Origin of the sequence: Bradyrhizobium sp. CCBAU 25338, assembly GCF_028128965.1 — a bacterium.
Classification (GTDB): Bacteria; Pseudomonadota; Alphaproteobacteria; order Rhizobiales; family Xanthobacteraceae; genus Bradyrhizobium; species Bradyrhizobium liaoningense.
Genome location: NZ_LFKY01000041.1, coordinates 273,289 through 294,340 on the forward strand (window position 1 = coordinate 273,289; position 21,052 = coordinate 294,340).

Here is a 21,052-nt window from a genome sequence, read left to right on the forward strand (position 1 = left end):
GGATTGATGCGACCGACGTTGAATCTGAAGACCAGCCTGATCGGCCTCGCAGTGCTCGCGGCGTCGTTCTTCATCAGCCTGAAGGCGATGGACTTCCTGTCGCCGCGCGCGACGAACTCGGCGCCGCCGGTCGCGCAACTGCCGCCGCTGCCGCCCGCTTCGAAGAGCTCCATCGTCATCGCGCCGGTCGCCATCGCGATATCTGCGATCCGCGAGCAGGCCGAGAAGGCCGCGCCGCGCAATTTCGCCGGCAAGGCCGACAACCCGATCTCGCAAATCCTGGAGAACGCCGATATCGGCTGGTCCGCGGCGCGCGGCCCGATGGCGGCTGCCGGAGACAAGGACGTGCTGACGATCTCGACGCCGCTCAGCGGCAAGCTGAACGTGACGGGGTCGCTGTCGTCGAAAGCCACGGGCGCGCTCGGCGACGCGCTCGGCAGCGTGCTCGGCGGTGATGCGGCGAAACGGATCGGCGCAGTCAACATCAAGAACCTGAACGCCAGCGCCGAGATCAAGGGCAACGTGGTCGTCACCTCGCGCCCGAAGCTCGCGGCCGCCTGGCATCTGGAGCCCAATCTCGGCGCCCAGGTCAATCTCGGCGACACCAATCTCGCGGTCGCCGGCGCCAAGGTCAACGTGCCGGCGCAGGTGAAGCCGCTGATCGACAAGACGGTCGGCGAGCAGATCAACGCGGTCGCCGAACGCATCCGCAACGATCCTTCGCTGCGGGAGAACGCCAGGGTGCAATGGGCCAAGGCGTGCCGCTCGATTCCGCTGCAAGGCTCGGGCTCCTCGGCCGCGCTGCCGCCGCTCTGGCTCGAGATGAAGCCGGTGCGCGCGATCGCGGCGCAGCCGCGCGTCGATGCGCAGGCCGTGACGCTGCTGCTCGGCCTCGAGGCCGAGACACGTGTCACCTCGACGGCGACCAAGCCGGAGTGTCCGTTTCCCGACAAGATCTCGATCGTGCCGCCGACCGGCACCGGTGTGAGCATCGGCGTGCCGATCGACGTACCTTTCACCGAGATCAACAAGCTGATCGCACTGCAGATGGTCGGCCGCACCTATCCCGAGGACGGTTCCGGCCCGGTCGACGTCACCGTCAAGAGCGCCAACGTGACCCCTTCGGGTGACCGGCTGCTGATCTCGCTTCTGGTGCGCGCCAAGGAGAAGAAGAGCTGGTTCGGGCTCGGCGCCGAGGCGACGGTGCACATCTGGGGCCGGCCGATGCTCGACCAGGCGCGGCAGACGCTGCGGCTCGCCGACATCGAGCTCGCGGTGGAATCCGAGGCCGCCTTCGGCCTGCTGGGCGCCGCCGCGCGCGCGGTGGTGCCGCAGCTGCAGCAGGCGCTCTTGCAGCGGGCAACGCTCGATCTGAAGCCGATCGCAGCGAACGCCCGCGAGAAGATCGCGGCCGCAATCGCAGACTACCAGAAGAGCGAGGACGGCCTCAAGGTCGAGGCCAAGATCGACAGCTTGACTCTCGCCGACATCGCCTTCGATTCCAAGACCCTCCGCGTGGTCGCGGAAGCCGGCGGCTCGCTGAACGTGTTCGTGACGAAGCTGTCGGGAATGTAGCGCGCCTTCCGGCCCCGCACGCGCCTTCGTCACGTCCACCGCTGGCATTCTCGCCCGAGGATGCTAAGCTGTTCCTCGCAACCTCGGACGAGGTCGTGGCAGCACTGTAGCCGATAACGAGAGGACGACATGGAAGCCGGCATGGTCACACCTGCGCCGGCACTGGTACGCTTTTCCGGCATTCAGAAGACCTATGATGGCGAGCATCTCGTGGTGAAGAACCTCGATCTCGACATCAGGAAGGGCGAGTTCATCACCCTGCTCGGCCCGTCGGGCTCGGGCAAGACGACGACGCTGATGATGCTGGCCGGCTTCGAGGTGCCGACCCATGGCGAGATCTATCTCGCGGACCGGCCGATCAAGAACGTGCCGCCGCACAAGCGCGACATCGGCATGGTGTTCCAGAACTACGCCCTGTTTCCGCACCTGACGATCGCGGAGAACATCGCCTTCCCGCTGTCCGTTCGCAAGACGAGCAAGGCGGAAGCGCAGGAGCGCGTGAGGGCAGCGTTGCGCATGATCAAGATGGAAAGTCTGGCGCACCGGCGGCCGGGTCAGCTCTCCGGCGGCCAGCAGCAGCGCGTTGCGCTGGCCCGCGCGCTGGTCTTCAATCCACAACTCGTGCTGATGGACGAGCCCCTTGGCGCCCTCGACAAGCGCCTGCGGGAGCAGATGCAGCTGGAGATCAAGCAACTGCACGAGACCACGGGCATCACGATCGTCTACGTCACCCACGATCAGAGTGAAGCGCTCACCATGTCGGACCGCATCGCCGTATTCAACGACGGCATCGTGCAGCAGATCGACAGGCCCGATGCGCTGTACGAGCATCCGGTGAACAGTTTCGTCGCTCACTTCATCGGCGAGAACAACGTGCTCCCCGGCACCGTCGAAGCGGTCGACAAGGGCTATTGCCGCGTCGCGCTGACTGCTGGCGGCACCGTGACCGCACGGGCGATCAATGTCGCAGGCGCGGGCGCATCGACCTCCCTGTCCGTGCGGCCGGAGCGCGTCGCCATCGTTCTGGATGACACCTCCGGCGAAGGACCGAACCGGCTGCCGGCAAGGGTGCAGAACACCATCTATCTCGGCGACCACGCGCTGGCCGTGCTCGACGTCGCCGGCAACGGCGAGTTCATGGTCAAGCTTCAGCCCGGAGCACATGACAGCCTGAGGCATGGCAGCCTAAGACCTGGCGAAGGCGTCTTCGTCACGTTCCGCCCCGAGGACTGCCTGGCCCTCGATCCCGCCTGATCCAACGCAAACGGATCCGCATCGATCAACCTCAATGCAACTCACATGAAGAAGGAACCAAGACCATGCTGAAGCGCAAGATTGGCAAGACGGCTCTGGGCCTGGCCGCGGCACTGAGCGCCAGCGCTGCACTGGCGACGGTTGCGCAAGCACGCGACCTCACCGTCGTATCGTGGGGCGGCGCGTATCAGGATGCGCAGAAGAAGGTCTATTTCGAGCCGTTCAAGAAGGCGTCCGGAATTCCCATGAACGACGAGTCCTGGGACGGCGGCGTCGGCGTATTGCGCGCCAAGGTGCAGGGCGGTGCCGCGACCTGGGACGTCGTCCAGGTCGAGAGCGACGAACTGGCGGTCGGTTGCGAGGAAGGCCTGTTTGAGAAGCTGGATTATTCCAAGATCGGCGGCGAGGCCGCCTATATCCCGCCATCGGTCAACCCCTGCGGCGTCGGCGCCATCCTCTACGATTTCGTCCTCGGCTACGACAAGGACAAGCTGAAGCAGGCCCCCGGCGGCTGGGCCGACTTCTTCGATACCAAGAAGATTCCGGGCAAGCGCGCCCTACGTCAGGGCCCGAAGACCACGCTCGAAATCGCCCTCATGGCCGACGGCGTCGCGCCGAAGGACGTCTACAAGGTGCTGGCGACCGACGAAGGCATCGAGCGCGCGTTCAAGAAGCTGGACACCATCAAGGGCGACATCGTGTGGTGGAAGGCCGGCGCCCAGCCGCCGCAATTGCTCGCCTCCGGCGAGGTCGCGATGACTTCGGTCTACAATGGCCGCATCGACACCGCGAACAAGAACGAGAAGAAGAATTTCGGCATGGTGTGGGACGGAGCGCTGTTCACTCTCGACAGCTGGGTCATCCTGAAGGGGAGCCCGAACAAGGACGCGGCCTACAAGTTCCTGGACTTCGTCGGCAAGGCGGAGAACCAGTCAAAACTATCGGAGAACATTGCCTATGGCACGTCGAACAAGGATGCAGCCGGACGGCTCCCACCCGCCGTTCTGAAGGATCTGCCGACTGCACCTGACAACATCAAGAATGCAGTCGAGATCAACGTCGGCTTCTGGCTCGAGAACATCGACCGCCTGACCGAGCGCTTCAACAAATGGGCGGCGAAGTAGCGCTTACCGGAACCGACGTATGGAGCAGGTAGAGGTGCGTGACGGACAACTCGCCCGTGGCGCATCCTTCGAGACGCCCGCCTATGGCGGGCCCTCAGGATGAGGTCTGATTCTGTGGCAGCGACTTTGCAAGCAGCGATGTCGGTGAGCCTCATCCTGAGGAGACCGCCACCGGGTCCGCGCGACGCGCGGCCCGATGACAGGCTCCGCGGTCGTCTCGAAGGACGAGGCGCGTGCTCAGTCCGCTGCAAAGGGCGATATGCGATTGGCCTGCCTGAAAGGCCGAGGAAATTCCGGCGAAAGAGGCTCGACCAATGACGGATGCGCTTCTGACCGGCGCCAATGCGTCGACCGAAGTGCCGCTCAGGCGCCGATTGAAGCGCGCCGAGCGGACACGCCAGGTCAAGGCGTTGGCGCTGGTCGCACCGCTTCTCATCTTCCTGCTCTTCACCTTCGCAGGGCCCATCGCCGGCATGTTGTGGCGCGCGGTCGAAGACCGGGAGGTGCGTCAGGTTCTGCCGCAAACGATCGCCGCTCTCGCCGCGTGGGACGGTAAGGACCTGCCGGACGAAAACGCCTACGCTGCGCTGGCAAGCGACATCCTGGCCGCGCGCGCCTCCGGCACCATCGCCATCGCAGCCAAGCGGCTGAACTACGCGCTGAACGGCTTCCGCACCATTCTGACCAGCACGGCCCGCAATCTGAAGGCGGAGCCGGAGCGGGGGACGGCCAGGGAGACGCTGGGCAGGATCAACCCCGCCTGGCGCCAACGCGCCACCTGGACGACGATCAAGGACGCCAGCGGTCCAGTGACCGGCTTCTACCTGCTGGCGGCGCTCGACCTGACGCGAAACGCGGACGGCGCGATCGTCGCGGCCCCGCCGGACCAGGCCATCTATCGCAGCCTGTTCGCCCGCACCTTCATCATCAGCCTCAGCGTCACCGCACTCTGCCTGATCCTCGGCTTCCCGGTGGCTTATCTCCTGGCGACGCTGCCGCCGGCCCGGTCGAACCTCTTGATGATCTTCGTCCTGCTGCCGTTCTGGACGTCCCTTCTGGTCCGCACCTGCGCCTGGATCGTCCTGTTGCAGAGCAAGGGCGTCGTGAACGACAGCCTGCTGTGGCTAGGCATTGTCGACGAGCCGTTGCGCCTGATCTACAACCGCTTCGGCGTCTGCGTGGCCATGACCCACGTTCTGTTGCCGTTCATGATCCTGCCGCTGTACAGCAGCATGAAGGCGATCTCGCCTGCCTACATGCGTGCCGCCGCCTCGCTCGGTGCGCCGCCGGTCACCGCCTTCCTGCGCATCTACCTGCCTCAGACCCTGCCCGGCATCGGCGCGGGAAGCCTGCTCGTCTTCATCCTGGCACTCGGCTACTACATCACCCCGGCGCTCGTCGGCGGCGCCGCCGACCAGATGATCAGCTACTTCATCGCGCTCTACACGACCGAGACGGCCAATTGGGGCCTTGCTTCGGCTTTGGGTGCGGTGCTGCTGCTGGCCACGCTTCTGCTCGCCCTCGTCTACGGCAGGCTGGTGCAGGGACAGCAGGTCACGGGAGGCATGAAGAATTGAGCGATAGCCCCTCCCTCCGCACGCCCAGCCAGCGCATCGCGTGGACCGCGACGATCATTGTCTCCACGCTGGTGTTCGTCTTCCTGATCGCGCCAATCCTGGCGATCATGCCGTTGTCCTTCAGCTCAGGCTCGTACCTCACCTATCCGCTGCCGGGCCTCTCCTTGCGCTGGTACGACGATTTCATCAGCTCGCCGCGCTGGATGAACTCGCTGAAGAACAGCATGATCATCGGCGTCGCCTCGACGGCGCTGTCCATGGTCCTTGGCACGACGGCCGCGCTGGGGCTGGCGCAGTGGAAGAGCCGGTTCAAGCCGCTCGTGCTGGCCTTCGTGCTGTCGCCGGTGGTCGTGCCGGGGGTCATCACCGCGGTCGGCCTGTACTTCTTCTTCGCACCGATCGGGCTGACCGGCAGTTATCTTGGCCTGATCCTGGCCCACACCGCGCTGGCGACGCCCTTCGTGGTGATCACGGTCGGTGCGACGCTGCAAAGCTTCGACACCAATCTGGCACGCGCCGCCGCCTCGCTCGGCGCCTCGCCGCTTCAGGCGTTCCGCCGCGTGATCCTGCCGCTGATCCTGCCGGGGCTGGCGTCGGGTGCGCTGTTCGCCTTCGCGACCAGCTTCGACGAGGTGGTGATCGTGCTGTTCATGGCAGGCCCCGAGCAGCGCACCCTGCCGCGCGAGATGTTCAGCGGCATCCGCGAGAACATCAGCCCGACTATCACGGCAGCGGCGGTGATTCTGACGACGGTCTCGGTCATCCTCCTCGCCACCCTGGAAGGCCTGCGCCGGCGCAACGAACGGCTCAGGGGCAGCGGCGCCTGACGGGCGGCTTCGCAATTTCGCCGCCAGCTCTCGCGACGGCGAAAAGACACGACAGCGCGCCCAGTGAGAACCGGGCGCGCTTCGATCAGGCAGTTACGCGAGCCGCATTAATCCGCGTACTTGAACTCGGGCATGTTCTTCAGCTCGTCCTTGCTGGCGTTGAACACGGCGTGGTCCGGATACCATTTCGACGTGGACGACGTCGTGGTCGCAGCGGGCCTGTCGGTGCCGGTCGCAGCGCCGGTGGTGGTGGTGGTGGTCGCGCCCGGCTTGGCGCCCGTGCCGGTATAGGCGACGGCCTCGTTGACGAACTTCAGCTTCTCATAGGGCACGGCGACCAGATGCTCGCCCACGCCGAGGAAGCCGCCGACGCCGATCACGGCGATCTTGATGGCGCCGCTCTTGTCCATCAGCAGATCATTGATCGTGCCGATGTTCTCGTTGGCTTCGTTGTAGACCTTCAGGCCGTCCATCTTGGATGTACGCCACTGGCCCGTCGCGGTCGTGGATATCGTGGTGGCGGCCGCGGTCGGCGCCTTGTCGGAGGTGGCGGTCGGCGATTGCGCGAACGCGACGGTTGCAAGAAGTGCGGTGCCGGCAAGGCCGGCGGCGATCGATTTCGTCAGCATGATGTCCTCTCCTTCACAGAAAACTCGTGCGGGGAAAACAGCGCTGATCACTTGCAGTTCCTTGCGCGCCGCAATTTCGTCGCGCAATGCGCGAGCGGAGCAATCACGACTTTTGTTCCTGCGTCACTCAGGAACATTTTGCGATGCACGGTTCCCCGCCGACAATCAGGCGCCCTGGGCGACGCATGACCGCGGCGAGGACCGCGCCGACCCTCACTTCGCTCAGGTCAGCTCTTGAAGTCGATCAGAAGCGCGGAGAAATTCGAGCTGCTCGATGAGCTGCCATTGGCGCCGTAGGACGATGCCGACGATTGCGACTGTTGCAGCGCCTGCAGGAACTGCTGGAGGATCTCGGCCGTGGTCTGGTCCGTCGAGCTGCTGCTCGTGGAGTCCGTCGTCGTGGAATCCGAAGAGCTGTCGTCCGGCGGCGGACCGGGCGGTGGGCCGCCTGCGCCACCCGGACCGCTCGCGAAGGCGGACTGAAACACGCTTTTCAGCTCCTCGGCCTGGTCGGAGGTCAGCGTCCCGTTCGACACTTCGTTCGAGATGAGGTCGTCGATCTTCGACTGCATCTCATCCTTGGAGAGACGCGCGCCGCTCGACTGGTCGCTCGATCGGCTCTGCTGGAGCGCCGTGTCGATATCGGTCAGCGCCGTCGAGAGCGCGGACTGGTCCGACGACGAGATCGTTCCAGCGGAGACCTGCGATTGCAATTCCTGCTGAAGCCGCTGGAGCGGCGATTGATAGCTGCCGGTGGAGGCCGCCGAAATCGAGGTCATGATGGCTCCGTGGTTGTTGCGGGGTTTCGTCGCGGACCACGCCACGGTATGGTTAACGGCCTTAACGCAGTCTTGCCGCTCCCCCACCCGTCGATTGCCGTTCGTTGCAGGCAGCCGAACAGAAACAAATCGAAACAAAAATATCCGCCATTTGGCCCGAATCTTGGTCAAACAAATCGCATGGCCATCCCCAGTCCCAACATCCTGGTCGTCGAGGACGACCGCGAAACCCGGGCGTTGATTGCGAAATATCTGCGCAGCAACGCCTGCAACGTCACCGCCGTGAGCGATGGCCGCGAGATGTCGCGGGCGATGGCCGACCATCGCGTCGACCTCATCATTCTCGACGTCATGCTGCCCGGCGAAGACGGCCTCAGCCTGTGCCGCAAGGTGCGCGCCGAATCGCAGACGCCGATCATCATGCTGACCGCGCGCGGCGAGGACGTCGATCGCATCGTCGGCCTCGAGATGGGCGCGGACGACTATCTGCCGAAGCCGTTCAACCCGCGCGAGCTGCTCGCCCGCATCAACGCGGTGCTGCGCCGCCAGGCCGCGGCGCAGGCGGCGAGTGCGGTCGAAGGCGCGAGCACGCTCGCCTTCGAAGGCTGGCGCATCGATCTGCGCCTGCGCGAACTGCGCAACCCCGACGGCGCGCGCGTAGCGGTGACCAGCGCCGAGTTCGATCTGCTCAGGACGTTCTGCGAGCGGCCGGGCCGCGTGCTGTCGCGCGACAGCCTGCTCGATCTCACACAGGGCCGCAACGCCGGCTCGTTCGAGCGCTCCATCGACGTGCTGGTCAGCCGCATCCGCCGCAAGATCGAGCCCAACCCGGCCGATCCCACCCTCATCAAGACGGTGCGCTCCGGCGGCTATCTGTTCACGCCGAGGACGGAAGCGGTCGCGACGCCTCTCAGCGGCTGAGCGCGCCGAAGATGAAGCCGCCCGGGTTCTTCCACCTCAACGGCATCGGCGGGCAGATCGCCGCGCTGGTGCTGGCGTCGACTGTCGCGCTCCATCTCGTCGTCACCACCGCTTTCCTGATCAGCCGGCCCGACCGCCAGGAGGCGCCGCCGGACGGCGCCCATCAACTGACCGATGCCGCACTGCTGCTCGGCGCGGCCGAGCCCGGCGAGCGGCCGCGCCTCGTTGCCGATCTGGCGCGCGCCTTTCCCAGGCTCGGCATCGAGATGCTGGCCCCCGGCACCGCGACTGTCGAGACGAGCGACAGTCCGCACCTGCGCGGGATGCGCCACCACCTCGCCCCGGGCTTCAAGGCAGTGCAGCTCGCCCCGGACGGGAATGCGCGCCGCGTCGGCATCGAATTGCCCGACGGCACGACGGTCGCAGCTCGTGTCGATGGCGGCCCGCGGCCGATGTTCTGGGGCGCGCCCTGGCTTTCGGCGCTGATGACCGCCTTCATCTGTGTCACCGTGCTTGGCCTGTGGGCGGCGCGTACGCTGACGAGGCCGCTGTCGTCCTTCGCCAAGGCCGCCGAGAACTTCAGTCTCGACCGTACCGCCGAGCCGCTGCCCGAGCGCGGCCCGGAAGAGATCCGCCAGGTCGCGCGCGCGCTCAACCGCATGCAGGAGCGGATCGCGCGGCTGATGGCGGATCGCACGCGGATGCTGGCCGCGATCAGCCACGATCTGCGCACGCCGATCACGCGGCTGCGCCTGCGTGCCGAGTTCATCGAGGACGAAGGCAACCGCAGGCGCATGCTGATCGATCTCGACCAGATGCGCTCGATGCTGGAATCGGTGCTGTCGCTGCTGCGCAACGATCGCAAGATCGAGGCCTTGACGCTGGTCGACATCGCCAGCACGCTCCAGCTCATCGCCGACCAGTTCGGCGACATGGGTCATGTCGTGCGATACGACGGGCCGGCGTCCGCGACCGCCGCCGCGCGGCCCGACGATCTGCATCGCGGCGTCACCAACCTCGTCGAGAACGCGGTGCGCTTCGGTGCCGAGGTGACGGTCCGCCTCGTGGTCTCGGGCACGACACTCGTCATCGACGTCGAGGACGACGGCCCCGGCATTTCGGATGCGCGCAAGCAGGAGATGCTGGAGCCGTTCGTGCGCGGCGACGACGCGCGCACCATGGACGAGTCCACCGGGTTCGGGCTCGGCCTCTCGATCGCGCGCGCGATCGCGATCACCCATGGCGGCGAGCTGTCGCTGCACGACCGCCAGCCACATGGCCTGATCGTGCGGATGCGATTGCCGATCTGGCAGGAGCCGCGGCTCGCGGCTTAGGGCATGATCCGGACCCGGAGGGCCGCGTTAGCGCAAAGTGTGCAGCGGTTTTCCCTCGCGCCAAACGCGGAACGCGTTTGCGCGGAGATCATGCCCTCTTGAGACGACACCTCACGCCGCGAGCGGCGGGTGCTCGACAGCCTCATGCGGGAAGATGGCCACCGCCTCGAAGCGATAATTGCAGGCGCGGCAGGTCCAGAGGTAGGAGACGCGTCCCTCGCCCGGCTCGATCCAGTCGGGCTGCGCGATCGGCGTGCCGCACTGGGCACAAGGGTTGTGTCTGGGGATGTCGCCGGTGTGTGCACTGACCAGGCTGGTTTTTGTCATGGCACCTCTCCCGATTTGCAGCGCTTGCGCGCTCGCTTTCGCGAGCCGGCACGAATAGACAGGCGTGCTGTCGCGAGCGGGGGTCATCCGCCCCGGAAGCCCGATTACGCCAGCTTTGAGTCGTAACGGCGGCACGGCGCCGCAAAAACGTTAACGGCGTCGTTTGGTCACATCATCGCCGCGTTCGGGATGCCTAACGGCAGCCGGGCGCAGGCAAGTCGGGGATAAATGATGAAAATTTTACGCGCTGCCGCGCTGCTCGCGGCCGGATTGATTTTGCCGCAAGCTGCATTCGCCGGCGAAGCCGAATATGCCGAGATGGTCGCGGCCCATGCCCGCGCCAACGGCGTGCCGGAAGTGCTGGTGCACCGCGTGATCATGCGCGAGAGCCGCTACCAGCCGCACCTCGTCGGCCGTGGCGGCACCATCGGGCTGATGCAGATCAAGCTCGCGACCGCACGAGGGGTCGGCTACACCGGCGATGCCGCCGGCCTGCGCGATCCCAACACCAATCTCACTTATGCGGTCAAATACCTCGCCGGCGCCTATCGCGCCGCCAATGGCGATCATGCCCGAGCTGTGCGTTATTTCGCGGGCGGCTATTACTACGCTGCAAAGCGCCAGCGCCAGGAGCAGCAACAGGCGATCGTGCAGCAGGCCAGCAACGAGAGCTGGCTTGAGCCGAACGGCAATCCGCAGCCGATGTTCGGAACCGCGCCGCCCCGCAAGCTCGCACAAGGCTTCCGCAACGCGCGGGCGCAGGCCTCGAAGTAGGCTCTCGTGTCCCGGGCGCGCTGCAGCGTGCAACGCTGCTGCTCAGAGCCGGGACCCTGCATCCCGGCATTAGCATGGGCCCCGGCTCAGCAGCGCAGCACTTCGTGATGCGCTGCGTCCGGGGCACGAACGGTGAGGTTCCGGGCCAACACGCGTTGACACCGCCCGTCACTGGCATACATTAGACCCGTTCCGAGGGGTGCTCCGAGGAGGAGCTGAGATACCGCTAAATGGGCAATCCTGCCCAGGACCGCGGTGACCCTTTGAACCTGATCCGGGTCATGCCGGCGAAGGGACAGGGATGTTGCAGACCACCAAGCGACCGGATTCCCCGGTATCCATCATCGGCGCAGGCATTGCGGGAGCCTGGCAGGCCTTGCTGTTCGCACAGGCCGGTCACGCCGTCACCTTGCACGAGCGCGGTGACGAGGCGATGACGGACGCCACCAGCCATTGGGCCGGGGGCATGCTCGCGCCCTATTGCGAGGCCGAGGTCGCAGAGCCCATCATCAGCCGCCTGGGGCTGCGCTCGCTCGACATCTGGCGGCGCGAGCTGCCCGACACGCCTTTCAACGGCTCGCTCGTCGTCGCCCATCCGCGCGAGCGCAACGATTTCGAGCGCTTTGCGCGCATGACCGAGGGCCATCAGCGGCTCGACGCCGCAGGGCTCGCCGCGCTGGAGCCTTCGCTGGAGGGCCGGTTCCGCGACGCGCTGTTCTTCCCGGCCGAGGGCCATGTCGAGCCGCGCCGCGTGCTGCCGAAGCTGCACGAGCGCATCCGCGCCGCCGGCGGCACCATCAGGTTTTGCAGCGATGTCACCGCAGACGACCTCACAAACCTGAATCCCAAAGGCATCGTGATCGACTGCCGCGGCATCAGCGCCCGCGACGAGCAGGGCGAGCTTCGCGGCGTCAAGGGCGAGATGATCCTGATCGAGACCAGTGAGGTGCAGCTGGCGCGCCCCGTGCGGCTGATCCATCCGCGCTGGCCGCTCTACGTGATCCCGCGCGAGGATGGCCTGTTCATGCTGGGCGCGACCTCGATCGAAGCGGAAGACACCGGCGTCAGCGTGCGCTCGGCGCTGGAGCTTTTGGGTGCGGCCTATACCGTGCATCCGGCGTTCGGCGAGGCCCGCATCCTCGAATTCGGCTCGGGCCTGCGGCCTGCCTATCCCGACAACCTGCCGCGCATCGGCATTCGCGACGGCAAGATCAGCGTCAACGGGCTCTACCGCCACGGCTTCCTGATCGCGCCTGCTCTCGCCGAGCTGACGCTGGCCTATGTCCAGCGTGGCCAGATCGACAACGAGGTGATGCAGTGCTTGTGATCGTCAACGGCGAGCAGCGCGAGGTGACTTCCGCAAGCGTCGACGCGCTGCTCACCGAGCTCGACTATGAGGGCACCCATTTCGCCATCGCGCTCAACTACGACGTCGTGCCGAAAAGCCGCTGGGCCGAGACCGCCCTGAAGGCCGGCGACGAGATCGAGATCATCACGCCGCGGCAGGGAGGGTGATGGGATGGCACACTCTCTTCGCGACGACGGCTCTTTTTGGCCCGTCATTCCGGGGCACGCGAAGCGTGAACCCGGAATCTCGCGCCACAACTTCGAGATTCCGGATCGGTCCGCGTACCGCGGCCCGTCCGGAATGACGGGGAATTCAACATGGTGACCTTCTACGGCAAGACCTTCGCCTCGCGCCTCCTGATCGGCAGCGCGCTCTATCCCTCGCCCGCGATCATGCAGGACGCGATCCGCGCTTCCGGCGCCAACATCGTCACGGTGTCGCTGCGGCGCGAATCCGCCGGCGGCAAGACCGGCGACGCGTTCTGGAAGCTGATCCGCGAGCTCGACGTCACCGTGCTGCCGAACACCGCCGGCTGCCGCACCGTGCGCGAGGCCGTGACGACCGCCAAGCTCGCACGCGAGCTGTTCGGAACGAACTGGATCAAGCTCGAGGTCATCGCCGACAACGACACGCTGCAGCCCGATGTCGTCGGCCTCGTCGAAGCCGCGACCATCCTGACCAAGGACGGGTTTGAAGTGTTCCCCTATTGCACCGAGGATCTCTCGGTTGCCAACCGCCTGGTCGATGCCGGCTGCAAGGTGGTGATGCCGTGGGCCGCGCCCATCGGCAGCGCGAAGGGCATCACCAACCGCGATGCGCTGAAGCTGCTGCGCGACCGGCTGCCCGACATCACGCTGGTGGTCGACGCCGGCCTGGGAGCGCCCAGTCACGCGGCGCAGGCGCTGGAGCTCGGCTATGACGCCGTGCTGCTCAACACCGCCATCGCCAAGGCCGCCGATCCCGTCGCGATGGCCAATGCCTTCCGCCTCGGCTGTGATGCCGGCCGCACCGCTTATGAAGCCGGGCTGATGAACGCCCGCGACTTCGCCTCCCCCTCCACCCCTGTCGTTGGGACCCCGTTCTGGCATGCCGTATCCTGATCGTTTCTATCCCGTCGTCGACAGCCTTCAATGGGTCGAGCGCCTGACGAAACTCGGCGTCGGCACCATCCAGCTGCGCGCGAAGGAGCTGAACGACGCCGACGCGCTGCAGATCGTCACCGACGCGCTGGCGATCACCAGGGACACGCAGGCCAAGCTGGTGGTGAACGATTATTGGCGCGCGGCGGTCGTCGCCGGCGCTAAATATCTGCATCTCGGCCAGGAGGATCTCACTGAGGCCGACCTCAAGGCGATCCGCGAGGCCGGTCTCAAGCTCGGCATCTCCACTCACGACGATGCCGAGCTTGCCACTGCGCTCGAAGCCCAGCCCGACTACGTCGCACTCGGCCCGATCTTCTTCACCACGCTGAAATCGATGCGCTTCGAACCGCAAGGCATTCCCAAAATCACGGAATGGAAGAAGCGCATCGGCGATATCCCGCTCGTCGCCATCGGCGGCATCAAATTCGAGCACGCCGCGGAGATCTTTGCCGCCGGCGCGGATTCGATTGCCGTTGTCTCGGACGTCACCCAAAACCCCGACCCCGACGCCCGCGTGCGGCAATGGCTCGGCCTGTCGAAGGAGGCCGCGTGATGCAGGTCCCGCTCCCACCCCAAACGCCACTGTCATCGCCCGGCTTGACCGGGCGATCCAGTACGCCGCGGCTTCACGGCTCCAGCCGCACCGCCTCGGCGTACTGGATCCCCGCTTTCGCGGGGATGACAGAGAACCTTCCACCGGCGTCATTCCGGGGCGGCTCGCAGAGCCGAACCCGGAATCTCGCTCAATAACCTCGAGGTTCCGGATCGGACCGCAATGCGGTCCGTCCGGAACGACGCCCATTAAAACCGGAGGATCCCCATGAACATCCGCTCCAACCCCGACAAGACCGTCCCCGCCGTCACCACCGGCCCCCTTCCCTCCTCGCGCAAGATCTTCGCGACGCCTGACGCCGCGCCCGACCTGCGCGTGCCCCTGCGCGAGATCATCCTGTCCGAAGGCGCGGGCGAGCCGAACCTGCCGGTCTACGACACGTCCGGCCCCTACACTGACCCGTCCGTCACCATCGACGTCAACGCCGGCCTGCCGCGTAACCGTAAGGCTTGGGTGCTGGAGCGCGGCGGCGTCGAGGAATATGAGGGCCGCCAGATCAAGCCGGAGGACAATGGCAGCGTCTCCACCGACAAGGCCGCGCGCGCCTTCTCGGCCTATCACAAGCCGCTGCGCAGCCTCGACGGCCACAAGATCACCCAGCTCGAATTCGCCCGCGCCGGCATCATCACCAAGGAGATGATCTACGTCGCCGCGCGCGAGAACCTTGGCCGGAAGCAGCAGCTCGAGCGCGCGGAAGCAGCCCTTGCCGACGGCGAGAGCTTTGGCGCCTCCGTCCCCGCCTTCATCACGCCGGAGTTCGTCCGCGACGAGATCGCGCGCGGCCGCGCCATCATCCCCTCCAACATCAACCACAGTGAACTCGAGCCGATGATCATCGGCCGCAACTTCCTGACCAAGATCAACGCCAATATCGGCAACTCGGCGGTGACCTCCTCGGTCGAGGAAGAGGTCGAGAAGATGGTGTGGGCGATCCGCTGGGGCGCCGACACCGTGATGGACCTCTCCACCGGCCGCAACATCCACACCACCCGCGAATGGATCCTGCGCAACTCCCCGGTGCCGATCGGCACCGTGCCGATCTACCAGGCGCTGGAGAAGTGCAACGGCGATCCGGTGCAGCTGACCTGGGAGCTCTACAAGGACACCCTAATCGAGCAGTGCGAGCAGGGCGTCGACTATTTCACCATCCACGCCGGCGTCCGCCTGCAATACATCCACCTCACCGCCAACCGCGTCACCGGCATCGTCTCGCGCGGCGGCTCGATCATGGCAAAGTGGTGCCTGGCGCATCACAAGGAGAGCTTCCTCTACACGCATTTCGACGAGATCTGCGACCTCATGCGCAAGTATGACGTCTCGTTCTCGCTCGGCGACGGCCTGCGCCCCGGCTCGATCGCCGACGCCAACGACCGCGCGCAGTTTGCGGAGCTGGAGACGCTCGGCGAGCTCACCAAGATCGCGTGGGACAAGGGCTGCCAGGTCATGATCGAGGGTCCCGGCCACGTGCCGATGCACAAGATCAAGATCAACATGGACAAGCAGCTGAAGGAGTGCGGCGAAGCGCCGTTCTACACCCTCGGGCCACTGACCACCGACATCGCGCCGGGCTACGACCACATCACCTCGGGCATCGGCGCGGCCATGATCGGCTGGTTCGGCTGCGCCATGCTCTGCTACGTCACGCCGAAGGAGCATCTCGGCCTGCCCGACCGCAACGACGTCAAGACCGGCGTCATCACCTACAAGATCGCCGCCCACGCCGCCGACCTCGCCAAGGGCCACCCCGCCGCGCAACTGCGCGACGACGCCCTCTCGCGCGCTCGGTTCGACTTCCGCTGGACCGACCAGTTCAACCTCGGCCTCGATCCCGAGACCGCCAAGAACTTCCACGACGAGACCCTGCCGAAGGAAGCCCACAAGGTCGCCCATTTCTGCTCGATGTGCGGCCCAAAATTCTGCTCGATGAAGATCACGCAGGACGTGCGGGACTATGCGGCGACGCTGAACGATCCGAACTCGGTGGGCATGTCGATGAGCGGGACGGCCGAGGACGGCATGGCGAAGATGAGCGCGAAGTTCAAGGAGATGGGCAGCAGCGTTTATCTGGATGCGGAGAAGGTGAAGGAGAGTAATCGGGTGTTGTGAGGCCCCTCCGTTCGTCATGCCCGGGCTTGACCCGGGCATCCTTCTAAAAGCCAAAGGCCGGGCGGACAGCCCGGCTTTTTTGCGAGACGTCGCTTCAAAACAATGGCTGCTGCTCTTTGACAGCGGACGAGCATTCCGCTTCCCAGGGGAAACGCCGATCGACGTCCTGCCAGATGATCTGGAGACAGGGGAATGCGAGCCGGGATTTACAGTAGAACCAGATCGCCGTGCCGAGATACTCGGGATAGGCCGCGAACGGCACCTGCCAGAAGCCGAGCTTGTAGTCGTTCTCCAGCAAATCATCGGAGATATCGCCGTCGGCGAATTTATGACCGGATGCCGCGCGGTCGCGGATAAGGTTGATGATGGCTTGCGCGTTTTCGGAGCTCTGGCCGAAGATGACGAGCTCGGGGTGGCCAAAGTTCAGAAACAGGCCGATTGAAAATGCAAACGGCGGATTGGCTCCGGGGATGCCGACGATATGGCAGCCGCGGTTGCGGACGTTACGCAAAACGACCTTATCGGCTTCCTGCTCGGGCTCGGGCCACTCGAACTGCTCTTGCATCTTCACTCCGCCAAGCTGGCAAGCATTTCTTGCTCGTGCGGGCGAGCCTACATCAGCAGCGCGTAGGATAGATAGCAGGCGTAGCCCGGATGAGCGAAGCGACATCCGGGATTGACAGTGGCCCCGCATGTCGCTGACGCTTATGCGGGCTACAACTATGCGGATAGATGATTTGCCCGCCCCCCCACCGCCTCCCCGACCAGCTCCGCTCCAACCTCCGCCTCGTCTTCGTCGGCATCGGCGCGCTCGGAGCTCGTTGAGCTGCTCGCACTCGGGATCGGCTTCACCGATCTCTCCAATTCGGCCACCTCGACAAATTCCCCCTCCGCGCCTATTCTGAATCCATGAACATCATTCGCCGCACGCTGGATCTCGACGCCGACACCGACGCGCGTTTGCGCGAGATGGCAGACGAGCGCGGGCAGCATGTCGCCGCCGTGCTCGCGGAGGCCGTGGCGCTGCTCGATTCCGTGGTCGATATCGCCGGCCCCGACATCGCTGAGGATCGCCGGCGACTGAATGATTTCAGAAAGAGCGGCGCCGCCGTGCCGCTCAACGAGGTGAAGGACTGGGTCGCGAGCTGGGGTTCGGCGAAGGAGTTGCCACGGCCGGCGGCGCGCAGGATCGGATGATCCTGCTTTCGCCCGACGCCGTTGAGGACGTCGAGCGATTGCGCCTGTTTCTCGATCAATTTAGGCCGCGTAGCCCGGATGAGCGAAGCGACATCCGGGACCTTTGTCGTCCCGCATATCGCTTCGCTCATGCGGGCTACGGCTGCGAATGACTGACGTGCCGCCCCAGCGCCTCCCCGACCAGCTCCGTCCCCACCTCCGCCTCGTCTTCGTCGGTACCGCCGCCTCGACGCGCTCGGCCGAGCTCGGGCACTACTACGCCCATCCCGGTAACCGCTTTTGGCGCGCGATCCATGAGGCCGGGATCACGCCGCGGCGCTATCAGCCGGGCGAGTTTGCCTCGCTGATCGCGCTCGGGATCGGCTTCACCGATCTCTGCAAGACGGCCGCCGGGATGGATCACCAGATCGCGGCGGAGACGATCGACGTGCCGGGATTCAGGGCCAAGATCGAAAAATACCGGCCGCGGACGATTGCGTTCACGAGCAAGAAGGCGGCGAGCTTGTTTTACCGCAGGCCGTCAGCTGCGATTGCGCTGGGGCGACAGCCGCGCGATGGAAGCTGGCCGGAGACGTTCGTACTGCCCTCGCCGTCAGGTGCGGCGTCCGGGCATTGGACGCTGGAGCCGTGGCGCGAGCTTGCGGTGTGGATCGCCGCGTAGGTTCAGCGAACAATAGCGCGTCACATTCCGCTGTCGTCCCCGCGAACGCGGGGACCCATAACCCCACGGAGAAGTTTGGCGAAGACTCGTCGTTTCGGTACTGGGACAAGCCGCAACAGATAGATCACGCGGTTTGGGTCCCGGCGTTCGCCGGGACGACACCGTGGTTGTGGCGGGCAGCTCGTAGCCCGGATGAGCGAAGCGATATCCGGGATCGGCGGTTGACCCGCATGTCGCTTCGCTCATGCGGGCTACAGGCCCTACGAAGTAGTCTGTCGGTATCCGCCCCGCTCGTTCGTCCTCTGGATGCAAAGCGCGATCAACCGGAGCCCCCCGATGCCCACCATCACCGCCTTGGAAAACTCCCCCGACCGCGGCCGGGGCCAGGCCCGCGACATGCGGGTGCGTTGGGCGCTCGAAGAGGTCGGCCAGCCCTACGACGTCCGCTTGGTCTCGTTCGCGGCGATGAAGCAGCCGACGCATCTTGCGCTGCATCCGTTCGGGCAGATCCCGACCTATGAGGATGGCGATCTCGCGCTGTTCGAGTCCGGCGCGATCGTGCTCCACATCGCCGAACGCCATGGCGGGCTGCTGCCGCTTGATGCGAACGCCAGGAGCCGCGCGATCGCGTGGATGTTCGCGGCGCTGAACACGCTGGAGCCGCCGATCGTCGAGCTCGGCATGGCCATGCTGGTCGAGCGCGACAGAAGCTGGCACGCGGAGCGCTTGCCCATGCTGCAGGACCGCGTCCGTGTCAGGCTCGGCGAACTGTCCCGCCGCCTCGGCGGTGCCGACTGGCTCGACGGCGCGTTCAGCGCCGGCGATCTCATGATGGTGACGGTGCTGCGCCGGTTGAACGCATCTCGCCTGCTGGACGAATATCCTGAAATCGCCGCCTATGTCGCCCGCGGCGAGGCGCGGCCGGCGTTCAGGCGCGCGTTCGATGCGCAGCTGGCGGTGTTCACCGCTACATCGCGTTCGTAGCCCGGATGCTTGTCCGCCGTAGCTCGAAGAGCGAAGGCGGAAGCGATATCCGGGGAGACTGCTCCGCATGTCGCTGCCGCTCATGCGGGCTACGATCTGCGGCGAGGGGCGCTCCCCCTACCGCATCGTGATCGCGAGCCCGCTGAGATCCGCGTTCGCCATCAACCCGACCTGGTGACCCGTCAGCTCCAGCACCGCGCCCTTCTGGTTGGTCAGCACGATGGCGCGGGCGCCGCGGCCGACCGCAAGGCCGGCACCGGCGGCACCGTAGACTCCGGCGACGTCCGAGGGACGGTTGATGTTGGAGACGCGCCCGCGCAGCACGGTTTTCGAGCCGCCGAACACGAGGCCGTAGTCGAGGCCGCCGGTGGAGAGCGCATAGGAGCGGCCGCGGAAGTTGAGCACGCCCGAGCCGCCGGAGCCGCCGATGATCCAGCCCGCCTTGTAGATCGTCAGCGTCACGAAGCCGCTGTCGGCCCGCGCGGCGGTCGAGAGGCCGGCCAGCGCGGCGATGGCGAGCAGCGCGGCGCGAAAGGTGGATGCGATCTTCATAGGTGTCTCCGGGGGCTATTTTTCAAGACTGGAATCGAATCAGACGCGGCGAATTTATCCGATCGATCGCGGCGGCAACATGATGGGTGCGGGCCTGATACGCGAGACGTAGCAGCGCATTCAACTGTCATCGCCCGGCTTGACCGGGCGATCCAGTATCCCAGAGGCGATCATGATTGAACCGCGGGGCCGCGGCGTACTGGATGCCCCGGTCGAGCCGGGGCATGACGACGGAGTTTGGGGATAGCGCAGACCAACTTCCAGGATGCCATTCTGCCCCTGTTTTGCCCGACGGAGCAAGCGGGGGTTTCGCCTTTCGCGAATTCTGGAAAACATCAATGATTTCCGTGCGGCGTCTACTGTGCATGGGGTTGTTTTCGCACTTTTTGTTTTGACCGCGCCGCGCCTGCCGCTACGCTCCTGCGTCCGCGACCGCTTCCGAGGTGACCCCATGCCGATCCAGCATTTCGCGCCCCCGCCGCACGTCAAGGCGCCGCCACTGTCCTTTGCGACGCGGGTCGGCGATCTCCTGTTCGTCTCGGGCATTCCCGGCTTCGATGCCAATGGCGCGCTGCCCGACAGTTTCGAGGCCCAGTTCGCCAACGTCGTGGTCAACATCAAGCGCGTGCTGGGCGAGGCCGGCGCCAGCGTGCGCGACCTCGTCAAGGTCAACGTGCTCCTGACCCGCGCCGCCGACGTCGCCGCCATGAACGCGCTCTATGCCGGCGCCTTCGGCCCGCCGCCCTATCCTGCGCGCACGACCTGCGTGGTGCAGGCCCTGCCCGATCCGAAGATGCTGATCGAGATCGAGGCGGTGGCGTCGCTTTCGAAGTGAGCGTGTGGCCTGCCGGGCACGCGGCCGAACCAAATGCGCGGTTGCATCTGACATGTCCGTGAGCGGCCGCTCCCCGGCTTGCAAAGGACCTGCTTTTACCGCACGAATTTTCCGATCCACTTCCCCCACAAGGAGATATTTCATGCGTCGCGCTCTCGCGCTCTGTGCCGTTGCCGGCATCGCTTCGTCCGTGTTCGCCGTGCCGGCCTCGGCGGCGGTCGGCTATTACGTGATCCGCTGGGACAACACCGGCATCTGCCAGGTCTGGAACGAGGACCTCAAGTACAAGCCGTTCCAAATCGGCGCGTCGACCTACAAGGTCGTCAGCAAGCCGCTTCCGACCTTCCAGCAGGCGTCCGACCTCCAGATCAAGTTGCGCGCCGAGCGCCGCTGCACGCTCTGAGCCCCGACGCGACGGGTCGCGTATACGGATGAGTTTTCACGGGGCGGACCGCGCGAACGGTCCGCCCTTCTCTTTTGCAGACGGCTCTTC

General features: G+C 65.7%; 23 protein-coding genes and 1 riboswitch. Of the genes, 18 read left to right on the top strand and 5 right to left on the bottom strand.

Features of this window, described 5'->3' with window-relative positions; genetic code table 11:
• The first annotated feature begins 6 nt into the window (after nt 1-6).
• The 5 genes from ACM42_RS28285 to ACM42_RS28305 all read left to right on the top strand — a co-directional run bounded on the left by ACM42_RS28285 (nt 7) and on the right by ACM42_RS28305 (nt 6,357).
• Nucleotides 7-1,575 (top strand): DUF4403 family protein, encoded by a 1,569-nt coding sequence (locus tag ACM42_RS28285; RefSeq protein ID WP_271530926.1) that lies wholly within the window; start codon nt 7-9, stop codon nt 1,573-1,575.
• A gap of 129 nt (nt 1,576-1,704) precedes the next feature.
• Nucleotides 1,705-2,829, top strand: a complete 1,125-nt coding sequence (locus ACM42_RS28290; RefSeq protein WP_271530927.1) for an ABC transporter ATP-binding protein — start codon at nt 1,705-1,707, stop codon at nt 2,827-2,829.
• A gap of 65 nt (nt 2,830-2,894) precedes the next feature.
• Nucleotides 2,895-3,953, top strand: a complete 1,059-nt coding sequence (locus tag ACM42_RS28295) for an ABC transporter substrate-binding protein (RefSeq protein ID WP_271530928.1) — start codon at nt 2,895-2,897, stop codon at nt 3,951-3,953.
• A 314-nt stretch (nt 3,954-4,267) separates the two neighbouring features.
• Nucleotides 4,268-5,530: an ABC transporter permease gene (locus tag ACM42_RS28300; RefSeq protein ID WP_271530929.1), complete on the top strand. Its 1,263-nt coding sequence runs from the start codon at nt 4,268-4,270 to the stop codon at nt 5,528-5,530.
• A complete protein-coding gene (locus tag ACM42_RS28305) occupies nt 5,527-6,357 on the top strand; it encodes an ABC transporter permease (protein ID WP_271530930.1) in 831 nt (276 codons plus the stop codon). Before ACM42_RS28300 ends, ACM42_RS28305 begins: the two co-directional genes overlap by 4 nt.
• Nucleotides 6,358-6,464: 107 nt before the next feature.
• Here the strand turns inward: ACM42_RS28305 and ACM42_RS28310 are convergent, their stop codons facing one another.
• Nucleotides 6,465-6,986: a PRC-barrel domain-containing protein gene (locus tag ACM42_RS28310; protein WP_271530931.1), complete on the bottom strand. Its 522-nt coding sequence runs from the start codon at nt 6,984-6,986 to the stop codon at nt 6,465-6,467.
• Nucleotides 6,987-7,213: 227 nt separating this feature from the next.
• On the bottom strand, nt 7,214-7,765 hold the full coding sequence (locus ACM42_RS28315; RefSeq protein ID WP_271530932.1) for a hypothetical protein: 552 nt from the start codon (nt 7,763-7,765) through the stop codon (nt 7,214-7,216).
• Between the two features lie 180 nt (nt 7,766-7,945).
• On the opposite strand from ACM42_RS28315, the gene ACM42_RS28320 reads away from it, so the two are divergent.
• Nucleotides 7,946-8,686 carry a response regulator gene (locus ACM42_RS28320; protein ID WP_271530933.1) on the top strand — a complete coding sequence of 247 codons (741 nt, stop codon included), beginning with the start codon at nt 7,946-7,948 and terminating at the stop codon, nt 8,684-8,686.
• Between the two features lie 11 nt (nt 8,687-8,697).
• Complete coding sequence (locus ACM42_RS28325; RefSeq protein ID WP_271530934.1) at nt 8,698-10,020, top strand: ATP-binding protein; 1,323 nt, start codon at nt 8,698-8,700, stop codon at nt 10,018-10,020.
• A gap of 111 nt (nt 10,021-10,131) precedes the next feature.
• Here ACM42_RS28325 and ACM42_RS28330 read toward each other — a convergent pair whose 3' ends face one another.
• Nucleotides 10,132-10,347, bottom strand: coding sequence for a hypothetical protein (locus ACM42_RS28330; protein ID WP_271530935.1), 216 nt, complete (start codon nt 10,345-10,347; stop codon nt 10,132-10,134).
• 231 nt (nt 10,348-10,578) lie between these two features.
• On the opposite strand from ACM42_RS28330, the gene ACM42_RS28335 reads away from it, so the two are divergent.
• The 6 genes from ACM42_RS28335 (at nt 10,579) to thiC (ending at nt 16,330) form a co-directional block, all read left to right on the top strand.
• Nucleotides 10,579-11,121 carry a lytic transglycosylase domain-containing protein gene (locus ACM42_RS28335; RefSeq protein WP_271530936.1) on the top strand — a complete coding sequence of 181 codons (543 nt, stop codon included), beginning with the start codon at nt 10,579-10,581 and terminating at the stop codon, nt 11,119-11,121.
• Nucleotides 11,122-11,306: 185 nt separating this feature from the next.
• Nucleotides 11,307-11,435, top strand: a riboswitch (TPP riboswitch).
• Nucleotides 11,423-12,448, top strand: coding sequence for an FAD-dependent oxidoreductase (locus ACM42_RS28340; protein WP_271530937.1), 1,026 nt, complete (start codon nt 11,423-11,425; stop codon nt 12,446-12,448). It overlaps the preceding riboswitch by 13 nt.
• Nucleotides 12,439-12,636: a sulfur carrier protein ThiS gene (gene thiS, locus ACM42_RS28345; protein WP_028178061.1), complete on the top strand. Its 198-nt coding sequence runs from the start codon at nt 12,439-12,441 to the stop codon at nt 12,634-12,636. Before ACM42_RS28340 ends, thiS begins: the two co-directional genes overlap by 10 nt.
• A 150-nt stretch (nt 12,637-12,786) precedes the next feature.
• Nucleotides 12,787-13,569 (top strand): thiazole synthase, encoded by a 783-nt coding sequence (locus ACM42_RS28350; RefSeq protein WP_271530938.1) that lies wholly within the window; start codon nt 12,787-12,789, stop codon nt 13,567-13,569.
• Nucleotides 13,556-14,164 carry a thiamine phosphate synthase gene (locus ACM42_RS28355; protein WP_271530939.1) on the top strand — a complete coding sequence of 203 codons (609 nt, stop codon included), beginning with the start codon at nt 13,556-13,558 and terminating at the stop codon, nt 14,162-14,164. Before ACM42_RS28350 ends, ACM42_RS28355 begins: the two co-directional genes overlap by 14 nt.
• Nucleotides 14,165-14,431: 267 nt before the next feature.
• Nucleotides 14,432-16,330 (top strand): phosphomethylpyrimidine synthase ThiC, encoded by a 1,899-nt coding sequence (gene thiC, locus ACM42_RS28360; protein ID WP_271530940.1) that lies wholly within the window; start codon nt 14,432-14,434, stop codon nt 16,328-16,330.
• A 94-nt stretch (nt 16,331-16,424) separates the two neighbouring features.
• Here thiC and ACM42_RS28365 read toward each other — a convergent pair whose 3' ends face one another.
• Entirely contained in the window at nt 16,425-17,000 is a 576-nt protein-coding gene (locus ACM42_RS28365) for a DUF4262 domain-containing protein (RefSeq protein ID WP_271530941.1), read from the bottom strand.
• A gap of 239 nt (nt 17,001-17,239) precedes the next feature.
• Here ACM42_RS28365 and ACM42_RS28370 point away from each other — a divergent pair, with 239 nt between their 5' ends.
• From ACM42_RS28370 to ACM42_RS28380, 3 genes are all read left to right on the top strand, one after another.
• The gene (locus ACM42_RS28370; protein ID WP_271530942.1) at nt 17,240-17,527 is read left to right on the top strand and encodes a hypothetical protein; all 288 of its coding nucleotides are present in this window, start codon (nt 17,240-17,242) and stop codon (nt 17,525-17,527) included.
• A gap of 148 nt (nt 17,528-17,675) precedes the next feature.
• Nucleotides 17,676-18,188: a mismatch-specific DNA-glycosylase gene (locus ACM42_RS28375; protein ID WP_271530943.1), complete on the top strand. Its 513-nt coding sequence runs from the start codon at nt 17,676-17,678 to the stop codon at nt 18,186-18,188.
• A 336-nt stretch (nt 18,189-18,524) separates the two neighbouring features.
• Nucleotides 18,525-19,172, top strand: a complete 648-nt coding sequence (locus ACM42_RS28380) for a glutathione S-transferase family protein (protein WP_271530944.1) — start codon at nt 18,525-18,527, stop codon at nt 19,170-19,172.
• 117 nt (nt 19,173-19,289) lie between these two features.
• Here the strand turns inward: ACM42_RS28380 and ACM42_RS28385 are convergent, their stop codons facing one another.
• Nucleotides 19,290-19,724 carry a hypothetical protein gene (locus ACM42_RS28385; RefSeq protein WP_271530945.1) on the bottom strand — a complete coding sequence of 145 codons (435 nt, stop codon included), beginning with the start codon at nt 19,722-19,724 and terminating at the stop codon, nt 19,290-19,292.
• A 451-nt stretch (nt 19,725-20,175) separates the two neighbouring features.
• Between ACM42_RS28385 and ACM42_RS28390 the strand changes: the two genes are divergently transcribed.
• Both ACM42_RS28390 and ACM42_RS28395 read left to right on the top strand, forming a co-directional pair.
• Nucleotides 20,176-20,559, top strand: a complete 384-nt coding sequence (locus tag ACM42_RS28390) for a RidA family protein (RefSeq protein WP_271530946.1) — start codon at nt 20,176-20,178, stop codon at nt 20,557-20,559.
• A gap of 142 nt (nt 20,560-20,701) precedes the next feature.
• Entirely contained in the window at nt 20,702-20,962 is a 261-nt protein-coding gene (locus ACM42_RS28395) for a hypothetical protein (RefSeq protein ID WP_271530947.1), read from the top strand.
• Nucleotides 20,963-21,052 lie beyond the last annotated feature (90 nt).

What these genes read in the sequence shown, in the direction of transcription:
- ACM42_RS28375 (WP_271530943.1), top strand. Translation starts at nt 17,676, where the DNA reads ATGACTGACGTGCCGCCCCAGCGCCTCCCCGACCAGCTCCGTCCCCAC.
- ACM42_RS28320 (WP_271530933.1), top strand. Translation starts at nt 7,946, where the DNA reads ATGGCCATCCCCAGTCCCAACATCCTGGTCGTCGAGGACGACCGCGAA.
- thiC (WP_271530940.1), top strand. Translation starts at nt 14,432, where the DNA reads ATGAACATCCGCTCCAACCCCGACAAGACCGTCCCCGCCGTCACCACC.
- ACM42_RS28385 (WP_271530945.1), bottom strand. Translation starts at nt 19,724, where the DNA reads ATGAAGATCGCATCCACCTTTCGCGCCGCGCTGCTCGCCATCGCCGCG.
- ACM42_RS28285 (WP_271530926.1), top strand. Translation starts at nt 7, where the DNA reads ATGCGACCGACGTTGAATCTGAAGACCAGCCTGATCGGCCTCGCAGTG.
- ACM42_RS28340 (WP_271530937.1), top strand. Translation starts at nt 11,423, where the DNA reads ATGTTGCAGACCACCAAGCGACCGGATTCCCCGGTATCCATCATCGGC.
- ACM42_RS28335 (WP_271530936.1), top strand. Translation starts at nt 10,579, where the DNA reads ATGAAAATTTTACGCGCTGCCGCGCTGCTCGCGGCCGGATTGATTTTG.
- ACM42_RS28390 (WP_271530946.1), top strand. Translation starts at nt 20,176, where the DNA reads ATGCCGATCCAGCATTTCGCGCCCCCGCCGCACGTCAAGGCGCCGCCA.
- ACM42_RS28350 (WP_271530938.1), top strand. Translation starts at nt 12,787, where the DNA reads ATGGTGACCTTCTACGGCAAGACCTTCGCCTCGCGCCTCCTGATCGGC.
- ACM42_RS28300 (WP_271530929.1), top strand. Translation starts at nt 4,268, where the DNA reads ATGACGGATGCGCTTCTGACCGGCGCCAATGCGTCGACCGAAGTGCCG.
- ACM42_RS28330 (WP_271530935.1), bottom strand. Translation starts at nt 10,347, where the DNA reads ATGACAAAAACCAGCCTGGTCAGTGCACACACCGGCGACATCCCCAGA.
- ACM42_RS28370 (WP_271530942.1), top strand. Translation starts at nt 17,240, where the DNA reads ATGAACATCATTCGCCGCACGCTGGATCTCGACGCCGACACCGACGCG.
- ACM42_RS28290 (WP_271530927.1), top strand. Translation starts at nt 1,705, where the DNA reads ATGGAAGCCGGCATGGTCACACCTGCGCCGGCACTGGTACGCTTTTCC.
- ACM42_RS28325 (WP_271530934.1), top strand. Translation starts at nt 8,698, where the DNA reads ATGAAGCCGCCCGGGTTCTTCCACCTCAACGGCATCGGCGGGCAGATC.
- ACM42_RS28365 (WP_271530941.1), bottom strand. Translation starts at nt 17,000, where the DNA reads ATGTCGCTTCGCTCATCCGGGCTACGCCTGCTATCTATCCTACGCGCT.
- ACM42_RS28355 (WP_271530939.1), top strand. Translation starts at nt 13,556, where the DNA reads ATGCCGTATCCTGATCGTTTCTATCCCGTCGTCGACAGCCTTCAATGG.
- ACM42_RS28310 (WP_271530931.1), bottom strand. Translation starts at nt 6,986, where the DNA reads ATGCTGACGAAATCGATCGCCGCCGGCCTTGCCGGCACCGCACTTCTT.
- ACM42_RS28380 (WP_271530944.1), top strand. Translation starts at nt 18,525, where the DNA reads ATGCCCACCATCACCGCCTTGGAAAACTCCCCCGACCGCGGCCGGGGC.
- ACM42_RS28315 (WP_271530932.1), bottom strand. Translation starts at nt 7,765, where the DNA reads ATGACCTCGATTTCGGCGGCCTCCACCGGCAGCTATCAATCGCCGCTC.
- ACM42_RS28295 (WP_271530928.1), top strand. Translation starts at nt 2,895, where the DNA reads ATGCTGAAGCGCAAGATTGGCAAGACGGCTCTGGGCCTGGCCGCGGCA.
- ACM42_RS28395 (WP_271530947.1), top strand. Translation starts at nt 20,702, where the DNA reads ATGCGTCGCGCTCTCGCGCTCTGTGCCGTTGCCGGCATCGCTTCGTCC.